General features: G+C 57.7%; 14 protein-coding genes. All 14 read left to right on the forward strand.

The window, feature by feature from the left end; genetic code table 11:
• Positions 1–4: 4 nt before the first annotated feature.
• The 14 genes from A9762_RS27965 (at position 5) to A9762_RS04450 (ending at position 15,212) form a co-directional block, all read left to right on the forward strand.
• Positions 5–997 carry a DotH/IcmK family type IV secretion protein gene (locus tag A9762_RS27965; RefSeq protein WP_083253621.1) on the forward strand — a complete coding sequence of 331 codons (993 nt, stop codon included), beginning with the start codon at positions 5–7 and terminating at the stop codon, positions 995–997.
• A gap of 2 nt (positions 998–999) precedes the next feature.
• Entirely contained in the window at positions 1,000–2,403 is a 1,404-nt protein-coding gene (locus tag A9762_RS04390; RefSeq protein ID WP_069340831.1) for a DotG/IcmE/VirB10 family protein, read from the forward strand.
• A 48-nt stretch (positions 2,404–2,451) separates the two neighbouring features.
• On the forward strand, positions 2,452–3,582 hold the full coding sequence (locus A9762_RS28420) for a hypothetical protein (RefSeq protein WP_139133074.1): 1,131 nt from the start codon (positions 2,452–2,454) through the stop codon (positions 3,580–3,582).
• 17 nt (positions 3,583–3,599) lie between these two features.
• Positions 3,600–4,166 carry a hypothetical protein gene (locus A9762_RS04400; protein WP_069340833.1) on the forward strand — a complete coding sequence of 189 codons (567 nt, stop codon included), beginning with the start codon at positions 3,600–3,602 and terminating at the stop codon, positions 4,164–4,166.
• A gap of 24 nt (positions 4,167–4,190) precedes the next feature.
• Positions 4,191–4,577 carry a hypothetical protein gene (locus A9762_RS04405; RefSeq protein ID WP_069340834.1) on the forward strand — a complete coding sequence of 129 codons (387 nt, stop codon included), beginning with the start codon at positions 4,191–4,193 and terminating at the stop codon, positions 4,575–4,577.
• Positions 4,578–4,616: 39 nt separating this feature from the next.
• Positions 4,617–5,414, forward strand: a complete 798-nt coding sequence (locus A9762_RS04410) for an HNH endonuclease (RefSeq protein WP_240493443.1) — start codon at positions 4,617–4,619, stop codon at positions 5,412–5,414.
• A 27-nt stretch (positions 5,415–5,441) separates the two neighbouring features.
• The gene (locus A9762_RS04415; protein WP_240493444.1) at positions 5,442–6,644 is read left to right on the forward strand and encodes a hypothetical protein; all 1,203 of its coding nucleotides are present in this window, start codon (positions 5,442–5,444) and stop codon (positions 6,642–6,644) included.
• Complete coding sequence (locus tag A9762_RS04420) at positions 6,631–6,834, forward strand: hypothetical protein (RefSeq protein WP_069340837.1); 204 nt, start codon at positions 6,631–6,633, stop codon at positions 6,832–6,834. The genes A9762_RS04415 and A9762_RS04420 overlap by 14 nt, the downstream gene beginning before the upstream one ends.
• Before the next feature lie 9 nt (positions 6,835–6,843).
• On the forward strand, positions 6,844–9,933 hold the full coding sequence (locus A9762_RS04425) for an IcmB protein (protein WP_083253623.1): 3,090 nt from the start codon (positions 6,844–6,846) through the stop codon (positions 9,931–9,933).
• 12 nt (positions 9,934–9,945) lie between these two features.
• Positions 9,946–13,299, forward strand: a complete 3,354-nt coding sequence (locus A9762_RS29070; RefSeq protein ID WP_069340838.1) for a hypothetical protein — start codon at positions 9,946–9,948, stop codon at positions 13,297–13,299.
• An 82-nt stretch (positions 13,300–13,381) separates the two neighbouring features.
• On the forward strand, positions 13,382–13,741 hold the full coding sequence (locus tag A9762_RS28425) for a hypothetical protein (RefSeq protein WP_139133075.1): 360 nt from the start codon (positions 13,382–13,384) through the stop codon (positions 13,739–13,741).
• A 62-nt stretch (positions 13,742–13,803) separates the two neighbouring features.
• Positions 13,804–14,301: a hypothetical protein gene (locus tag A9762_RS04435; protein ID WP_139133076.1), complete on the forward strand. Its 498-nt coding sequence runs from the start codon at positions 13,804–13,806 to the stop codon at positions 14,299–14,301.
• A gap of 267 nt (positions 14,302–14,568) precedes the next feature.
• A complete protein-coding gene (locus A9762_RS29375; protein WP_371442437.1) occupies positions 14,569–14,760 on the forward strand; it encodes a DUF3717 domain-containing protein in 192 nt (63 codons plus the stop codon).
• Positions 14,757–15,212, forward strand: a complete 456-nt coding sequence (locus A9762_RS04450) for a transglycosylase SLT domain-containing protein (RefSeq protein WP_069340842.1) — start codon at positions 14,757–14,759, stop codon at positions 15,210–15,212. Before A9762_RS29375 ends, A9762_RS04450 begins: the two co-directional genes overlap by 4 nt.
• Positions 15,213–15,260: the final 48 nt, after the last annotated feature.

Raw genomic sequence — 15,260 nt, forward strand, 5'->3', positions numbered from 1 at the left:
CAACATGAAAAGACTCTTTCATATCGGTTTGATCATGGCCTTCGGAATTGTGAGTGCCACGAGCTTCGCGCAGCAGGCACCGCAAAACGGGACTCAGGCGGCACCGCAAGCAAAAGCGCCCGTGCCTCCGCCCGTTATTCCTCCCGACATGGACGACGCCGCGCCACCGATTCCGATAACAAAAGAAATCGTCGATCGTCTCGTTGAAGACAAACGAGCTCGAATTCTCACGCCGGGTCAGATCGAGTCGGTAAAGCGTACTGCTGCGGCTAGCCGTAAAGCCGCCAGTTCGCCGTACCCAGCGAACATGGTGGCCGAGCCGAGATCTCGCTCCATCGTCTGGCGACCCGAAGTTGCAAAGAAGCCCGAGACGATTCAGATGTGGCAGGGAATGCTCTCGACCATCATCTTTGCCGATACCCACGGTAATGCGTGGAACGTGAAATCGGTCTCGCTCGATTGCAATCTGTTCGATGATGGCCGGTCATGCGGCGGCGGAACTGGCGGTGGCACCTCAGGTGCGGCCGAAGCGACGAACATCGTCACCTTGCAGGCAAAAGACCCCTTTGCGTCGGGCAACGTAGTGATTCGACTTGAAGGCTTGCCGACTCCGGTAATTTTCGTCTTGAAGACCGGTATCGGGAATGCAATTGATATGGCTACGGATCTACGTGTGGAGGGCCGGAATCCGTCGGCGCCGCCGCAACTGATCGCGATGCAGAGCTTGCCTGCTTTCGATAATTCGATGGGGGACTTTCTAAGTGGCATTCCGCCGAAGGGCTCTATAGCCGTGAAGATTGCAGGTGGTGCCGCCGAAGGCTGGACGCTCAACGGCGCGCTGTACGTGCGCACTCGGTTGCCGATTCTGTCGCCCGCGTTCACGGATCGCGTCGGAAGTGCCGAGGGCGTGGCGGTCTACAAGTACCCGCATTTCGTCCCTTCGTTGCTCGCAAGCGTGAACGGCACGCCCACTTCGCTTCTTATCACCGGCAATTGACTATGTCTGCAGACAACACCACTGAGTTCGATCCGGATCGAAAGGCTGAGCAGGACCAGCAGCTTAAGGCCATAAAGCGCGCGAACCTGTCGGCTGTGTTTGGCCAAGGAAAGGGTCGTGTTTCGGCCATCGTGGTTGGCTCAGTACTTTTGGGACTGGCGGTGCTCGGATTGAAGGGGTTCTTCGTCAGTAGCCCGGTGCAACAACCCACCGCATTGCCCAATGCTGCACCCACCAATGTCGGCGGAATGCAAGGTGATCAGATGGTCACCTCAGAGCAAGAGGCCGAACTCAGGCGACAGCGTAGCGCACAAGAAGCGCAGCAAGCCGCCAAAAGCGGTCAGCCGTACACTGCGCCACCGGTCTTGATGGCAAGCAAGCCCACGGCGCCGAGTAACGACTCGGCATGGGGAGGCTTCGGTGCGGGCCAACCCGCAAAGGCGCCCACGCCCCAGGACCAATTGCAAGCCGCTCAGCAAGCTCAAATCAATGTGCTCGCGAGCGCGGCGACGGCGGCCGTTGTGGAACCGAAACCCGCCGTGAACGTAAAGGCTATCGCTGACGGACTGAAAAAAGACAACGGAGACGTGTCAAGCCAGCTTGATTACATCCTCGGCGTTCGCGGGGATCGCGGGGACAAGGGACAGGGGCAAACATCGGCCTCCGCTAAGGCGTTTACGACAGGCTACTACCCCTCCACGCCTAAGCAGGAGGCGACCGTCGGAGCGAAGGGCGTTCAAGCTGGAGCCGCTCCGGCCATGCCGAACGGTGTGCAAAGCACCGTCGCGTCTGATACGAGCCCCAATAGGAACGACGTGAAGATCAAGGGCCTCGAAATGGGCGTTGGTTTTTACTGCAAGTTGAAGTTCGGCTCCAATTCGGATCTGGTCAGAAAAGACGTCTTTGCGACTTGCTATGGAGGCGCGGCTGATCAGGCTGTATTCAAGGGTAAAGCGGAGCCGTCTGCAGAGGGCGTGGCGGATCCGGGATTCACGGTGACATTCTCGGCCGCAAATTTCCCCAAGTACGGAACGCTACCCGTAGACGCGATAGCGTTCGACAACGAGACGCTGGAGGCGGGGATTCAAGATGAGGTCTCTACGCATGGTTTCACGAAGTTTGGAGGAACGCTTCTTGCGGGCTTACTGAAGGGTGTCGGTAACGCGATGCAGATTGTTCCCGGTACATCCAACACGCAGACGGTCGGGAACGTCAGCACGACAAGCATTTCCGTGACGCGACCGGATCTCGCACAGATTGGCGGCAACGCCGCAGGCGGTGTTGGTCAGGCGCTGGGAGACTACATTCAAAAGCGCTCCGACTCATTGAAGACCACGATCAAGATTTATCCGGGCAAAGAAGTGGGCATCGTTTTACTTCAGGATGTGACGGTGCAAAAAAATTAATGTTTGTGACACAAACACTATCAATTTTCAAAATTCTGGAGAAGAACGGTGAGCGATAACAAGCCGATGGACCCAATTCCGACCCTCGACTTTGAGGAGGACGATCGTCCAGAGCCGATGACGGGTGCCGCGCGCGAGAGCGTTCGGAAGCCATTCCCGATTCTCAAGGTCGTGGGCGGGACGCTGGGCGGCATGGTGGTCATCACGGTAGTGGCGTATTTCGGTCTGCGGATGACGGCAACCCCAGCACCGACAAATCAGTTCGACAGTGCCATTCCGCAGCCTGCGATTGCGGCTGTCCCGCAACCTGCGCCGGTAATGGTTTCTCCACACGGGCAGGGGATGACGCCGCAACAGACTGGCGCTCAACAGATGGCACAGCCGCAGCTGCAACCGATGCCGGTACCGCAACCGCAACCGCAACTGCAACTGCAACCGCAGATGGTTAGCGGCCAAGCGGGGGCGGCGGCGGCCACGCCTGCAACACCAGCGGGAATGGCGACGCCGGTAGGTGTCGTTCAGCAAGCCGGTGCAATGGTGCCGGGGCCAATGATGCAAGCGGGCGCTGGTGCTCTGACTACGGTTACACAAACGGCACGAAGCCAGCAAGCGACGGGCGCAACGGACTCGTCGAACGCGGTGGTGGCGGCACAGAACCCGAATCAACCGATGGCTGCATCGACGGTTGCCACGCCGAGCGCAGGCCCGACGAACCAGGAAGTGCTCGACAAGCTCGCTCAACTGACCGTGCAGGTGCAGAGTCTGCGAGCCAAGCTCGAAGACAAGAGTGCGGCGCCGCAGGCGCAGACACACGCTGTGGCTGCTGAAAAGCCGAAGGCAGCGGACGCTGGCGATGCGCAAGCAAGTCAGTCGAAAGTGAAAGCCCCTGCGCAGAAGCACGTTGCGTCCGCACAGCGTCCGAAAGCGACCGGCGTGCAGACCAAGCGCGATGCCGCGACCGAAGACACGGGCTATGTCTTGTCCGGAATGATCGGGGATCGCGCATTTATCACTAAGAGGGGAGCCAGTGATGTAAATGGGGGCGCGTCCGTTGTCGCCGGTGACGTGTTGGACGATGGCCGTCAAGTCGTAATGGTCGACGCCAAACAGAAGCGCGTATGGCTGAAGGGCAAACGTGGCGCCGAGTTCATCGGTGGCGAAGCCTCCGGCAACGAGTAATCGGACAGGGAGCATAGATGGACTCGAACACCGATGCAGGGCTGATTCGCATCGTCCTGATCTTGGGCAATGCGTCCCCCGCAATCGTTTCACTGATCAACGTCATCTTTGTTTTCGTAGGCGTCGTGTTCATTTCGTCCGGGATCAAGGGCTTCTACGACCTCAATCAGTACGGGACGTACTCCAGTGGCGGTTACGCGCACAAGTCGTCGGGTGGGCTGATCTGGCGTATTGGCATCGGAGCGATTCTCACGGCATTGCCGTTCACGCTCGGCGTGTTCGGGAACTCGCTTTTCGGAACTGGCGAGCAAAACGGTCCGCTTACGTATGCGCCAGGTGGCGCGAGCGCGCTGCAAAAGGCCATTCTCGAGGCGATCTTCAATCTGTTCGCCATCGCTGGGTACATCTCTTTCGGACACGGGTGGATATCGCTCAATGCGGCGAAGTCCGGCCAAAACCAAATGACGTGGCGTGCCCCGGCCGTGTGGATGATCGCCGGAGTTTGCCTCATCTACTTGCCGCAGGTCCTTGACGTCATGGCCAAGCTGACTGGGCTAAACGTCATGAATTTCTTGCTGTTTTAAATCGCTTCACGAGGAGTCGAACCTATGAACTTGAAAAAATTGAAATCGTCCATCGTCAACAAGGTGCTGCTTGCTACGCTCGCACTGAGCCAGGTAGAAGCACGGGCGGACTCGAGCCTGCAACTGAACAACATTTCCGGCACCAGCGGTGCCGGTTCGATGGACATCACCGGCTGGTTCAACAAACTTTCCACCTACTTTCAATCGGGCCTGAACCTCTTCCTGATCGCGGTGGCCCTCATTGGCATCGTGACGCTTGCGTTGAGCATCAAGGGTATCTACGACGCCAACAAGGGCAATCGGGAACCGCCGAAAACCGCGATTATCGGCATCGTCGTGGGCTCATGCCTGACCGCTGTGCCGTTCATCGTCGGCGTGCTGCGCAATAGCGTCACGGCTCAATCCGCGTAAGTCGGCTCACACATGCTTAAGAGGCTCGTACCAAAGCTCGTGTTGTCCGCCAAACGCACGGTTTGGCGGATGAATGACCACGCGGGAGACGATGCAGACAAGCAGTTCCAAGCACTGCGTCAACCGGTGCTTGAAGCGTCGGGTAACGCGTGCGAGTTCTGCACCTTCGTCTCCTCCAAATTCCAAGAGGTTCACCACGGCGACGACGACCACACCAACAATGCTCGGGACAACCTCTTCTGCGCTTGTCCGCTGTGCCACCAGGTGTTTCATCTGGGCATGGCGTCGATGCGTGACGGCGGCGAGATGGTGTACCTGCCGGAGCTCCAGCAGGCGGAAATTAACCAGCTCGCTTTGTTGATTTGGGTAATCGAGTCGACGTACGACTTGTACGAATCAAAGAAGCATGTGTTCGCGGATGACGCAGAGAAAGAGTATTTCCTGCGCATTCGGGAATTGGTTGTCGAAGTGAAAGGGAAGATCCAGCTGCGGCGAACGCCGCTTCTGCTGCGCATGAGCGCCTATATCAAGGCCAACAAGGACCGATTTGGCGGGATCGAGCCGAAGAACAGCGATTTCAGCCCCGCGCTGTTCGCCAATGCGTTGATGGCGGTATCAGATGACGCGTACGCAAAGCGAGAAGAGGCCCTCGGTGGATTGAGGCTGATGCCGAGCAAGGTGCGGTTCGAAAGTCGTGTTGCGCACTGGCGTGACGAGGCAAATGCGGTCTTGCCGGTGCCATCGTGGACAAAGATCCTGCCTGAGGAGGTGTTCCGCGACTTAATCGTATCGGTCGGACAGTCGCTGGGCGAAGTCGAGAAGCGGATAGGCGCCTAGGAGGGGTAAATGAGATACGGAGTTGTCTTGTTTGACGATGAGGTGCGCGGGCTGTCGTCACAAAAGAAGAAGCGCTCGGCCTCGGGGGCGTTTGTGTCCATAGATGGCGGACCGGCACGAAGAATTGCCTCCGTCACGGAGCTCGAATCGAACGTGAAATGGCTGACCAACTTCGGGTTTGTGGATTTTAACGAGAACGGCTTGGGGCGCAATCCGAACTTTTACTTCTCGGGGTTCTTGCGCACAGAGCTTAAGGCAATCGCTGAAGAGATCGGCGCGGGTGCCGAGCAGATGTCGACGGATAAGAGTGCCGAGCTTCTCTCGGCGCTATTCGGTCGCGTCATGCACGTGGCCACACGTACGCTTCGCGTCGATCTACGAACGAACGGTATTTCGACAAAGGGCCTGGCCGACCTTATTGCGGCCAGGACAACGAACAAGAATGTGATCCCCGACGACATCAATACGGCGCTTGGGCATGCGTACCAGACCTACACGACCGTGCTTAAGAAGTTTCCCCGGGATCTGAAAAAGGTCGTGCTCAGAAAACCTCGTTACACGCACGCATTGGAGATTCTGACGACGCCGGTGCCCAGCGAGTTTCAGTGGGTCTATGTCCATGGAGCAAAGCTGCCGGATTCGAACGCCGCACGTATTGAGTGGTGCCTCGGAAGCGAGCTGCCAGTTCTGGCGAATGTGATCGTCAAGCCGCGTCGCGGCGAGGTTGGGGCGCTACTCAGCTACAACAGTGGAACCTCGATGGAGCGCTCCTGGGTGTGCCAGCCCGAGCTCCTAATGCTGTCGCAGTTCTGCGATGTGGAAGTCATCGGGGCGTTCGTCTGTGAAGCGGGGTTCGAGCATCAAAAGGAACTCGACGAGTTTCCTGACTACGGCGATTTCTCGCTCTCGTCATATTCGCTGGGATTGGTTGCTGAAAATTTCTGGGTGGCTATGGCTAGCCCCCGTACCACAGCGACCAATAAAAAGTTCTTTCCACCTCGCGCCGTTTGGTATCGAGCGATGGATCGGCTGGCGATGTTCGTAGAGGCAGTCACGCTTCAGCGCCTTGGTTTCGACGTCTTTTCGTATGGATTCGGGTGCGTCACAGCGTACTACCCGCCCGGTGCCACGCAGAGCATGGTCGAGTGCGCCAACGAGCGCGGGCTTGACGTTCCGGCAGCGACGTATGCAGAGATCAGGACGGAGGTTCGCCTAAATGCAGATGAATGACGTGGAGCTCGACATCGATCCGAATGCTCCGACGGAGAATCAATTAAAGCTCAAGCGTGCAGAGGTGGCGATTCGGCGCCGTGGATCCGCAGCGTTGCTTATGCGACTGGACGAAATCACGTTTGTGCGAGAGCGGCCTCTGCAGATGCAGGCGCTGCAAAAGCTCAAGAAAGATCTAGAAAATTCCTGAGGTGGTTCAATGGGCTTCACAGCTGCAATCGCGAACACGGTCGACTCGGTCGCTACTCTGCTTCTCAGTGCATTGAAGGGGCATATCAACGATTACTGCGATATGGAGACGACGGTGGACGACTCCATTGTCTTCAAAGACGCCTCCATGGCGACGATCGTGAGCTACAAGGGCTTTCGCAGTTTGCTCGGAAAAGCCGACTTCGACAGGCTGGTGAACGACCTCGGCGATAACCTGGAGCACTTCTTTTCAGGTCGCGGTCACCGCATGCAGGCGGTGTTCATGCGCGATGATGATTCGATTGACGACATTATGCGTCGGCTTCAGCCGATGTACGAGGCCGCAGAGACGATGCAGATGGATATCACCGACATCCTGGATGAGAAGCGGGATGTGCATCGTGTGCTGTGTATGGATGAACGCGTTTACTTCGTTCTGTGGACCCGTCCGTCGTTGTTGGATCCGACGGAGGTCCACATCGCTCGGGAGGAGGTGCGGGAGTTCTTGTCGCGCAATCCGATGCCAGGTCTGCGTAGCGCGCAGGACGTGACCAGGCCGAATCGATTCTTGGTCGATCGTCACGAATCGTTCGTTTCAAAGGTTATCGAAATCCTCACGCAGCTCAAGTGTTCCGTCGAGCGTGTCCCAATCCACCAAGCTCTGTGCGATCAGAAGCGGTTCCTGTATCGCACGACTCCGCCGAATTGGCGGCCGGTGCTTCGCGGCGATCCCGTACTCGTGCGCTGGAAGAACAATACCAAGACCGGAGATGCGAGCGAACTGATGTACCCGCGTCTCGATGATCAGTTATTCAACTGCGGCGCCAATCTTGGGAACAAGAAGAATGAAGGCGGTATCTCTGACACGAAAGCCGTTCGGATCGGGGACCGGATATTTGCGCCTGTGGTCATGAAGCTGGGACCGAACCGTCCGAAGCCGTTTTCGGACCTGTTTCGATCAATGAATCGTGCAACGGTGAAAAACGACGACGGCAGTGAATCGCAGATTCCTTGGGCGATCACCTATGACGTATGCGGCGATGGCCTGACAAGCCTGCAACTACGCAAAGTCTTCGCGACGCTCATCGGCCGCCTTTCGCAGCATAACCGTCGCTTTGCGGACGCGGTTCGATCGCTTGAACGTTACCGCGACGGCAGCAATCAATCGGTCGCCAAGCTGCAGGTCACGATGATGACCTGGGCGGGTTACGGTGAAGAGCGAAAGCTCATGATGCGCCGATCAAAGATGGTTCGCGCCTTCGAGGGTTGGGGAAATATCGTGCCAGAAGAGGAGCGAGGCGACGGGCTGGATGTGCTACTCGGCGCAGTACCGGGGCTCCGCCTTGAGAACCCCGCGCCTGAAGCGGCTCCCCCGCTTCACGACGCGCTATACATGTTCCCGCTCACTCGGCCCGCGAGTCCGTTTTCGGGAGGATGGACGATCTTTCGGTCACTTGACGGGAAGGCATTGAACTTCGAGATCTTCTCGCCTGACCAGGCAACGTGGATCACGTTGGCCTTTGGCGGTCCGGGATCAGGCAAATCGGTCACGATGAACCGCCTGAATCTCGAGATGTCCCTGATGCCCGGAGCGATGCGTCTGCCATATATCGGCATCATCGACATCGGTGTCTCGTCGTCCGGGTACACGGCGCTCGTGCAGGATTCTCTCCCGGATCACTTGAAGCACTTGGTGGTTTATAAGCGCTTGCAGAACCGGGAAAGTGACGGCATTAACCAGTTTGACACCGAGCTGGGCATGCGCTTCCCGATTCCTCGCGCACGCGAGGCGATGGTGAACTTCCTCGTCGAGCTCGCGACACCCGCGACGCGCAAGAAAGCGCATGCTTTCATGCATGAATTTGCGGGTCGGGTAATTGACGTCGCGTTTCGCAAATGCGCGGACAAGGACGATCGAGCACAACCGAAGAAGTACGTCCCGAACATCGATCCCCTGGTCACGAAGGCCGTCAATGACGCCGCAATTGAATGCAGTGAGGCCACGACTTGGTGGGAGGTCGTGGACGCGCTCTTTGACAAGGGCCTGATCTACGAAGCATCCGTTGCTCAACGCTACGCCGTGCCCGATCTTTCAACGATGTTGGCGGCGGCGTCGGACCGCAACTTGGAGTCGGAATTTGCGCCCGCGCAGGACAACGGCATGAACGTGATCGAAGAGTTCAAGCTGATGGTGAGCGCGGCGATGGCGGACTACCCGATCTGCAAGGGTATTACGCGCTTCGACGTTCGAGAGTCACGCATCATGGCGCTTGATCTTCAAGACGTTGTGCCTCAAGGCACGGAAGGTGCGAAGAAGAAGGCCGCATTGATGTATATGGTGGCGCTGAACTGCATCATGCGAAAGATCTCGATCATCAAGGAGGATCTTGAAGACGAGAACATGCCGAGTCGCTATCGGAAGTACCATGCCCGCCGCGTTGACGAGCTGGCTGAGGATAAAAAGCGGTTGTTCGTCGACGAGTACCACAGGACGGGCGACAACCCCAATCTTCGCGAATCCTTTCTCATCTACGGGCGGGAGTCCCGAAAGTGGGTGTTGGAAATCATGCTGGCGAGCCAGCTTCCCGAGGACTTCCGGGAGCTCGCAAGCATCGCGACGACGATCCTCATTATGGATCAGGGCAATGAGACAACGCGCAAGACGATCACGGAAGTGTTTGGGCTCACTGGAGTCGAAGTTGCCGCTCTCAAAGCTTACGTGAGTGGACCAGTGCCGGGGGTGGGCGCCACATTCCTTGGAAAAATCAAAACCAAAGAAGGCGATATGTCCCAACTATTCACCGCATCGAGCGGTGGGATCGAGCTTTGGGCATTGTCCACGACAGGAGAAGACCGGCGCTTGCGGTCTCTGCTTTACGACGCGATGCCTGGCAGAGCAGCTCGTGCGGTGCTCAAGAAGGCCTTTCCGGGAGGGACGTGTCGACAGTACGTGCGGGCCGAGACAGAAAAGTCGAAGCACGAACGCGGCGAGGGTTTCCTCAAAGAGGACGCTGAAGCGTCGATCATTGAGGAGCTGGCGAAAAAGCTCATTGCGGAGTGGAAGCACGATGCCGCCGCGCGTAGCGCGCTGACGTGCTGATCGGGTCGTCGCATGGCTGAGGTCAAATATCGAGGCGTTGAGCAGACGCAGGAGCTTCACAGTAACGAGATCCGGCCGGACACACGGCCGACTCTGTCGCGCTTGGGGACGGCGTTTCGCACGACGGACGGCGTTGTTACGGCGATGCTGTGGATGCAGGCGATCGGTGTAATCACGGTGTTCCTGCCGTTCTCCGGAGAAATCGTCCTTCTGGGGATCTGGGGCTTCTATTGGCTTTTTGTCGACCCGGGACATACCGACCCGAAGCGGACTTACGCGGGCACTAACCAAATCAAGGGCAAATTCCGGGCGTACAGCTTTCCGTTTCGCGTCCCAAAGGCGGCGAAACGCTTCGACGCGTCGTACGTTACTCCCAAATTGGGCGCAGGGATTACCTTCCTGGGAAAGGAGCGAAGCACGAAGCTGGAGATCTGGAGCTCGGATTCAGATCTGCGCACTCACATGCTGGTGCTGGGGACAACCGGCAGCGGTAAGACTGAGCTTCTGCTTGGCCTCGTCTACAACGCGCTTGTTCAGAATTCCGGCTTCATCTATACCGATGGTAAGGGTGACGTATCGCTTTGGAACAACGTGTTCCGGCTTGCCCGGTACCTTGGACGTGAATACGACCTGTTGCTTATCAACTTCCTGACTTCCGGCCGAGACTTCCTGGACAAGCAGGTAGATCGCACGACGAACACGATGAACCCGTTCGCACTCGGTTCGTCGGGGATGCTCATCGAGCTGATTGTCTCGCTGATGGATGACTCGGGCGGCGGGGGAGACATGTGGAAGGGGCGTGCGATCGCGTTCGTCGCAGGCCTCACGCGTGTCCTTTGCTTCTTACGAGATCGCGGCTACATCCTTCTAGACTCCACAACGTTTATCGAGTTCTTCGAGCTGCCAGTCGTCGAGCGCGTGGTGTGGGACAGAAAGATTGTGATCGACGACAAAGAGGTTGTGATCCAAGACGAGCTGTTCGGCGAAGTACTTGAACCGCTTAAAGCGTTCATCCTGACCCTACCCGGTTATTCGAAAGACAAGAAAGGTGCTCAGGAGCAAAAGACGCTTGAGCAGCACGGCTTCATCACCATGCAGCTCACGCGCCTCTTCGGCGATTTGAGTTTCACGTACGGATACATCTTCAAGACCTCCCTCGGGGAGGTTGATATGTACGACGTGGTGATCAACCGGCGAATCTTGGCGGTACTGCTTCCCGCCCTGGAGCGGGCGCCAGACTCACTTCGGATGCTCGGCAAGCTGATCGTGGGCTCCATCAAGCAGATGATGGCCGGTTGCCTTGGCAACCGCGTGGAGGGCTCCGTACGTGAGATTGTCGAGGCGCGCCCGACGAATGCATCTGTGCCGTTCTACGTGGTGCTTGATGAGTATGGTTATTACGCTGTACTGGGTTTCGCTGTGGCCCCCGCCCAGGCTCGGAGCTTGGGCTTCCCGCAACCATTGGACGCCATGGTGAGAATGGCGGACGGCCGCGAGAAGCGGATGGGCGACATTCAGGTCGGTGAGATGGTGTATTCGCCCGACGGGCGCGCAGCGCGCGTGTCGGAGGTGAAGGAGTTTGCGTCTCTGCCGCTGGCAAGGATCAACGTCGAGGCGGGATTGTCAGTGCGTGCTGCATACACGCACCACTGGCCAGTGCGGATCATGCATCAGCAAGATCGTGTACTAACGACACGTGAGATCGAGCACCTTGTGAAGACTGGGATCCGTGTCGAGGTCGCACGCATGCTCGATGGAGTCGTTACGTGGGCGGCAGTGGAGTCGGTCACGTATGCCGGGGTCGAAGAGGCTCGGTGCTTTGTCGTAGACCATCCCATGCATTGCTACGTGACCGATCACGGCATTGTTACGCACAACTGCATTACCTTTGCGGCACAAGACTTTTCGAGCTTGCAGAAGAGTTCTAAGGAGGAGGCCGACGCGACTTGGGAAAACACCAACGTGCGTGCCGTGGGACGCATTACGTCGGGCTCGGAATCGGAGACGTGGCGCCGCCTGCGAGGGGTGGCCGGTGAGACGGTGGTCTATGAGAACGGGGCTAAGGAACACAACGAATCAGGGATGTTCGAGTGGTCCGCCAAGCTCGACGTGAAGGCCACGCGTGTGAGTCGTCTTGAGTTCGACGATCTGAGTGCACAGGAGAACGGTGAGTTCACGTTCCTTATCGGGAAGAAGTCGGAGCGCGGCGGCGGCATTCGCATTATCCGTGGCATGTCGTTCTACACGGGTGTCGATCCGAAGGACGCACCGACCGAGATTCGACTGAATCACTTCCTGAAGGTGAAGCCGCCGATGTCGGCAGGCGGTGAAGAGGACAGCGAGCGTATCGAAGCGCTGGAGAAGATCGTCACACAGATGATGGTCGACGGATCGCTTGCAAAGATCTACCCGAATAACGCCCTGGAGCCTCTCCCAGCGAACGACATATTCAGGAAGCTGGCGGTGTACGTGCGGGCCGCCCGCAAGGCTCACGGTGTGAGCCTATTTGAAGCCTGGCGTGCCGCGTTTGTGTCACGCGAAAGAGAGGGGCAGGTACTCAAGGAAGCGGGCGGAGGTCAAGTGTCGGCGGGCGTGGCGCCGACCGCATCGCCCGTAAGCAGCCCGGAAGTGCCAAGCGGGGAGCGCGTCGAAGACGTAGCGCAGACGACAGAAATTCCGGGTGCGAGCGACGACGACTTTTCGTTGAGCGTGGATATCCCGATCGACTTAACGGCTGACTCGGCAGCTGTTCCGGCTCCACAATCGGCGTCACCGGTGGCGGATGTCGCCGTTGGCGTTGGGGGGGCGGAGCTCGAGCTCGATGTCATGGTGGATGCCGTCGATCTTATCGAAACCGTAGTAGCGCTTGATGTCGTAGGCGTTGAAGAACCAGCGGAAACAGACGCAAAGGTGTTCCAGAGTCCCGTGGTTGAGCAGCAAGCGGACGCGATGGCCACACCAAAGGCCATGGTTACCGACTTCCTCGACGGTTACGATTTTGGCAGACCCGCTGAACCCGCGCCATTTGAAGGCGGACAAAGTGCTGGGGATAACAGTGGCGCGTTGGTCGGTAAGCAGCAGGTCAGCGCGCTGACGTTCCGGGTCTTGGGTAGTGCTGCATTGGACGCGCCTACGGAAGAGGAGGATCTGATCGCGGAAGCGATCGAGAGCGCTGAGCTGGCGTTGGGCGCGAGCAAGGACACTTTGAGCGTTAAAGCTGGTGCACGTGAGACAGTGCGTGAGCTTGAGCGACGTACCGCCTATGCAGACGGGGCGATACCAGAACCTGCGACGCTCGAGGACTGGGACGCAACGATTGAGGACTTGGAGAGCGCTGCAGCCGCAAATCCGCCAAATTACTTGTAGATCAAAAAAAAGTATGTTTTTGCGTTATTTCTTGATCAAAATTGCAAAATCAATATAATCAGAGCGTCATAGAGGAGAGTCCATGCCGTTTGCTAACCCTGAGGAGTTCATCCGCAACTACGCATCGCACATCCCTAATGAGGAGGTGCGCGCTTGGGTTTGGGACTGCGCTTCGGATGCCGCAGGACTTAGCGCGGAGTGGCCGATTGCATATGGAACGCTTGTCGAGGCGGTCGCGCAGGTGCAACTTTCAAAGGAGCAACTGCGTTTGTCGATCATCGAAACGGATCGGCTCACGAGCATGGAATCTACCGATTCGGTCCTCGTCTATGAGGTGATCGTCGACTTTGCGATTCAGGAGATTTTCGTCGACGGCGTGCAATTGCGATCGGACGACGAAGTGCTTCTCGCTTCGATCAAGCAGTTCGCGGCACGCAGCTGACCATGGGGTTCTTCAGCGCAACTGGAAGGGGCATGGCTTGGGTGGCCGCCGGAGTCGTGGGCATGACGCCCATCAAGGCTGGTTTTGCCGTGGTGCGCGGGAATTGGAACGCACTGCGCTCACGCAGCTGCCCTCGTTGCGGGCGCGGACGCCTTTACGAGTTTTCCGAGGTGGTCGAGGGAACGACTTACTTCGCGCAAGGCTGCAACATGTGCGACTTCTACGAATTCACCGATAGCGAAGCCGTGAGCGAGACGCTCAGCGTTCGCCGTAGGCAGACGTTGAGCGCGCTTAATGAGCAGGGCGTGCGTGAGAAGTTGCTTCGCCGATACAAGTGGTGGAGCCGGATATACCTGTTCGCTTCGCTCCTGTGCGTCCTCTTGTCGCTCGCGCTTTTGTTCAATGGCAACCGGTATTTCGGCTCTGCGGCGTTGTTAGGAATGTTTGTCCTCGTCCGTGCATTTTTGGCCAGCTATCGGTTTTGGCAGATCCGCGAGGACCGCCTATTTGCGCCGGGGGCTTTCAAGGAGTGGTTCAAGAAGGGGGCTTGGATTGTATGAGTCGGGAGCTGAGCGATAAGGCTGAAGCGGTTCTTCGTCGGTTCGGAGGGGTGGCATTTTCGGGCAAGGAGCTTACCGAAATTCGCTCGCTCGTTGGCATGACCCAGTCCGACCTCGCTATTGAGTGGGGGATTTCGCGCACGATGGTCTCTCGTATGGAGAGCGTCGCAGTACCCACGGCGAAGGTCTGCGATCAGTATCGGGGCCTTCTCATGCGCAAGTTCTTTTTCGGGGAACTTGGAGAGTGACATGACCAATGTGCTCACGATGGAAGACGTTGAGGCGGCTATTCGCCGATGTCGCGAGGCAAGTCCCCCTGTGGAGTACTCGCTGGGACCGGACCTGAGCGTAATGGCCGAAGTTTACGCCCTTCTAATCTTCGAGCGGAAGTCGCTACTGGATCTGGCGACGTGCAGTGAGCGCGAGCGAAGCTTGTACGAGCACTGGGCCGAGGCATGAACTTCGAAGTGGAGATGTATCGACCCGCGACGCTCGAATGTGTCATTCAAGCGGCAGTGCGCGAACATGTTCCTGCAGACGTACTGCTTGCGATAGGCCAACACGAAGCCGGAACGGAAGGCACGGCGCTTAAGAACAAGGATGGATCGTATGACCTTGGTCGAACCGGCATAAACACCGTACACGTGCGGGAGGCGGCGAAAACCGGTGTCGAGGCGGGGCAGTTCGTGCAAGCGTTGATGTTTGACGGTTGCTACAACTATGCGTTCGCCGCGTATCTATTGCGTCGACGTCTGCAGGAGTGTCGCGCGGACTACTGGACATGCGTGGCGAACTACCACTCTAAGACGCCGCGATTAAATCAAATTTATCAGGAAAAGATTCGCCCGCTCGCAGAACAATGGGCGTCATTTCTTCGACTTCACTATCGTATTGAGGGGTATCAATTTTGAACAATCGCTTTTTTGCGTTCGTGGTGTTGTGCGGGCTGGTGCCCTTTG

It is taken from the genome of Pandoraea sp. ISTKB (genome assembly GCF_001721285.1).
GTDB classification, from domain to species: Bacteria; Pseudomonadota; Gammaproteobacteria; order Burkholderiales; family Burkholderiaceae; genus Pandoraea; species Pandoraea capi.

Coding starts and splice junctions, on each gene's coding strand:
- A9762_RS27965 (WP_083253621.1), top strand. CDS start 5: ATGAAAAGACTCTTTCATATCGGTTTGATCATGGCCTTCGGAATTGTG.
- A9762_RS04390 (WP_069340831.1), top strand. CDS start 1,000: ATGTCTGCAGACAACACCACTGAGTTCGATCCGGATCGAAAGGCTGAG.
- A9762_RS04400 (WP_069340833.1), top strand. CDS start 3,600: ATGGACTCGAACACCGATGCAGGGCTGATTCGCATCGTCCTGATCTTG.
- A9762_RS04405 (WP_069340834.1), top strand. CDS start 4,191: ATGAACTTGAAAAAATTGAAATCGTCCATCGTCAACAAGGTGCTGCTT.
- A9762_RS04420 (WP_069340837.1), top strand. CDS start 6,631: ATGCAGATGAATGACGTGGAGCTCGACATCGATCCGAATGCTCCGACG.
- A9762_RS04425 (WP_083253623.1), top strand. CDS start 6,844: ATGGGCTTCACAGCTGCAATCGCGAACACGGTCGACTCGGTCGCTACT.
- A9762_RS29070 (WP_069340838.1), top strand. CDS start 9,946: ATGGCTGAGGTCAAATATCGAGGCGTTGAGCAGACGCAGGAGCTTCAC.
- A9762_RS28425 (WP_139133075.1), top strand. CDS start 13,382: ATGCCGTTTGCTAACCCTGAGGAGTTCATCCGCAACTACGCATCGCAC.
- A9762_RS04435 (WP_139133076.1), top strand. CDS start 13,804: ATGACGCCCATCAAGGCTGGTTTTGCCGTGGTGCGCGGGAATTGGAAC.
- A9762_RS29375 (WP_371442437.1), top strand. CDS start 14,569: ATGGAAGACGTTGAGGCGGCTATTCGCCGATGTCGCGAGGCAAGTCCC.
- A9762_RS04450 (WP_069340842.1), top strand. CDS start 14,757: ATGAACTTCGAAGTGGAGATGTATCGACCCGCGACGCTCGAATGTGTC.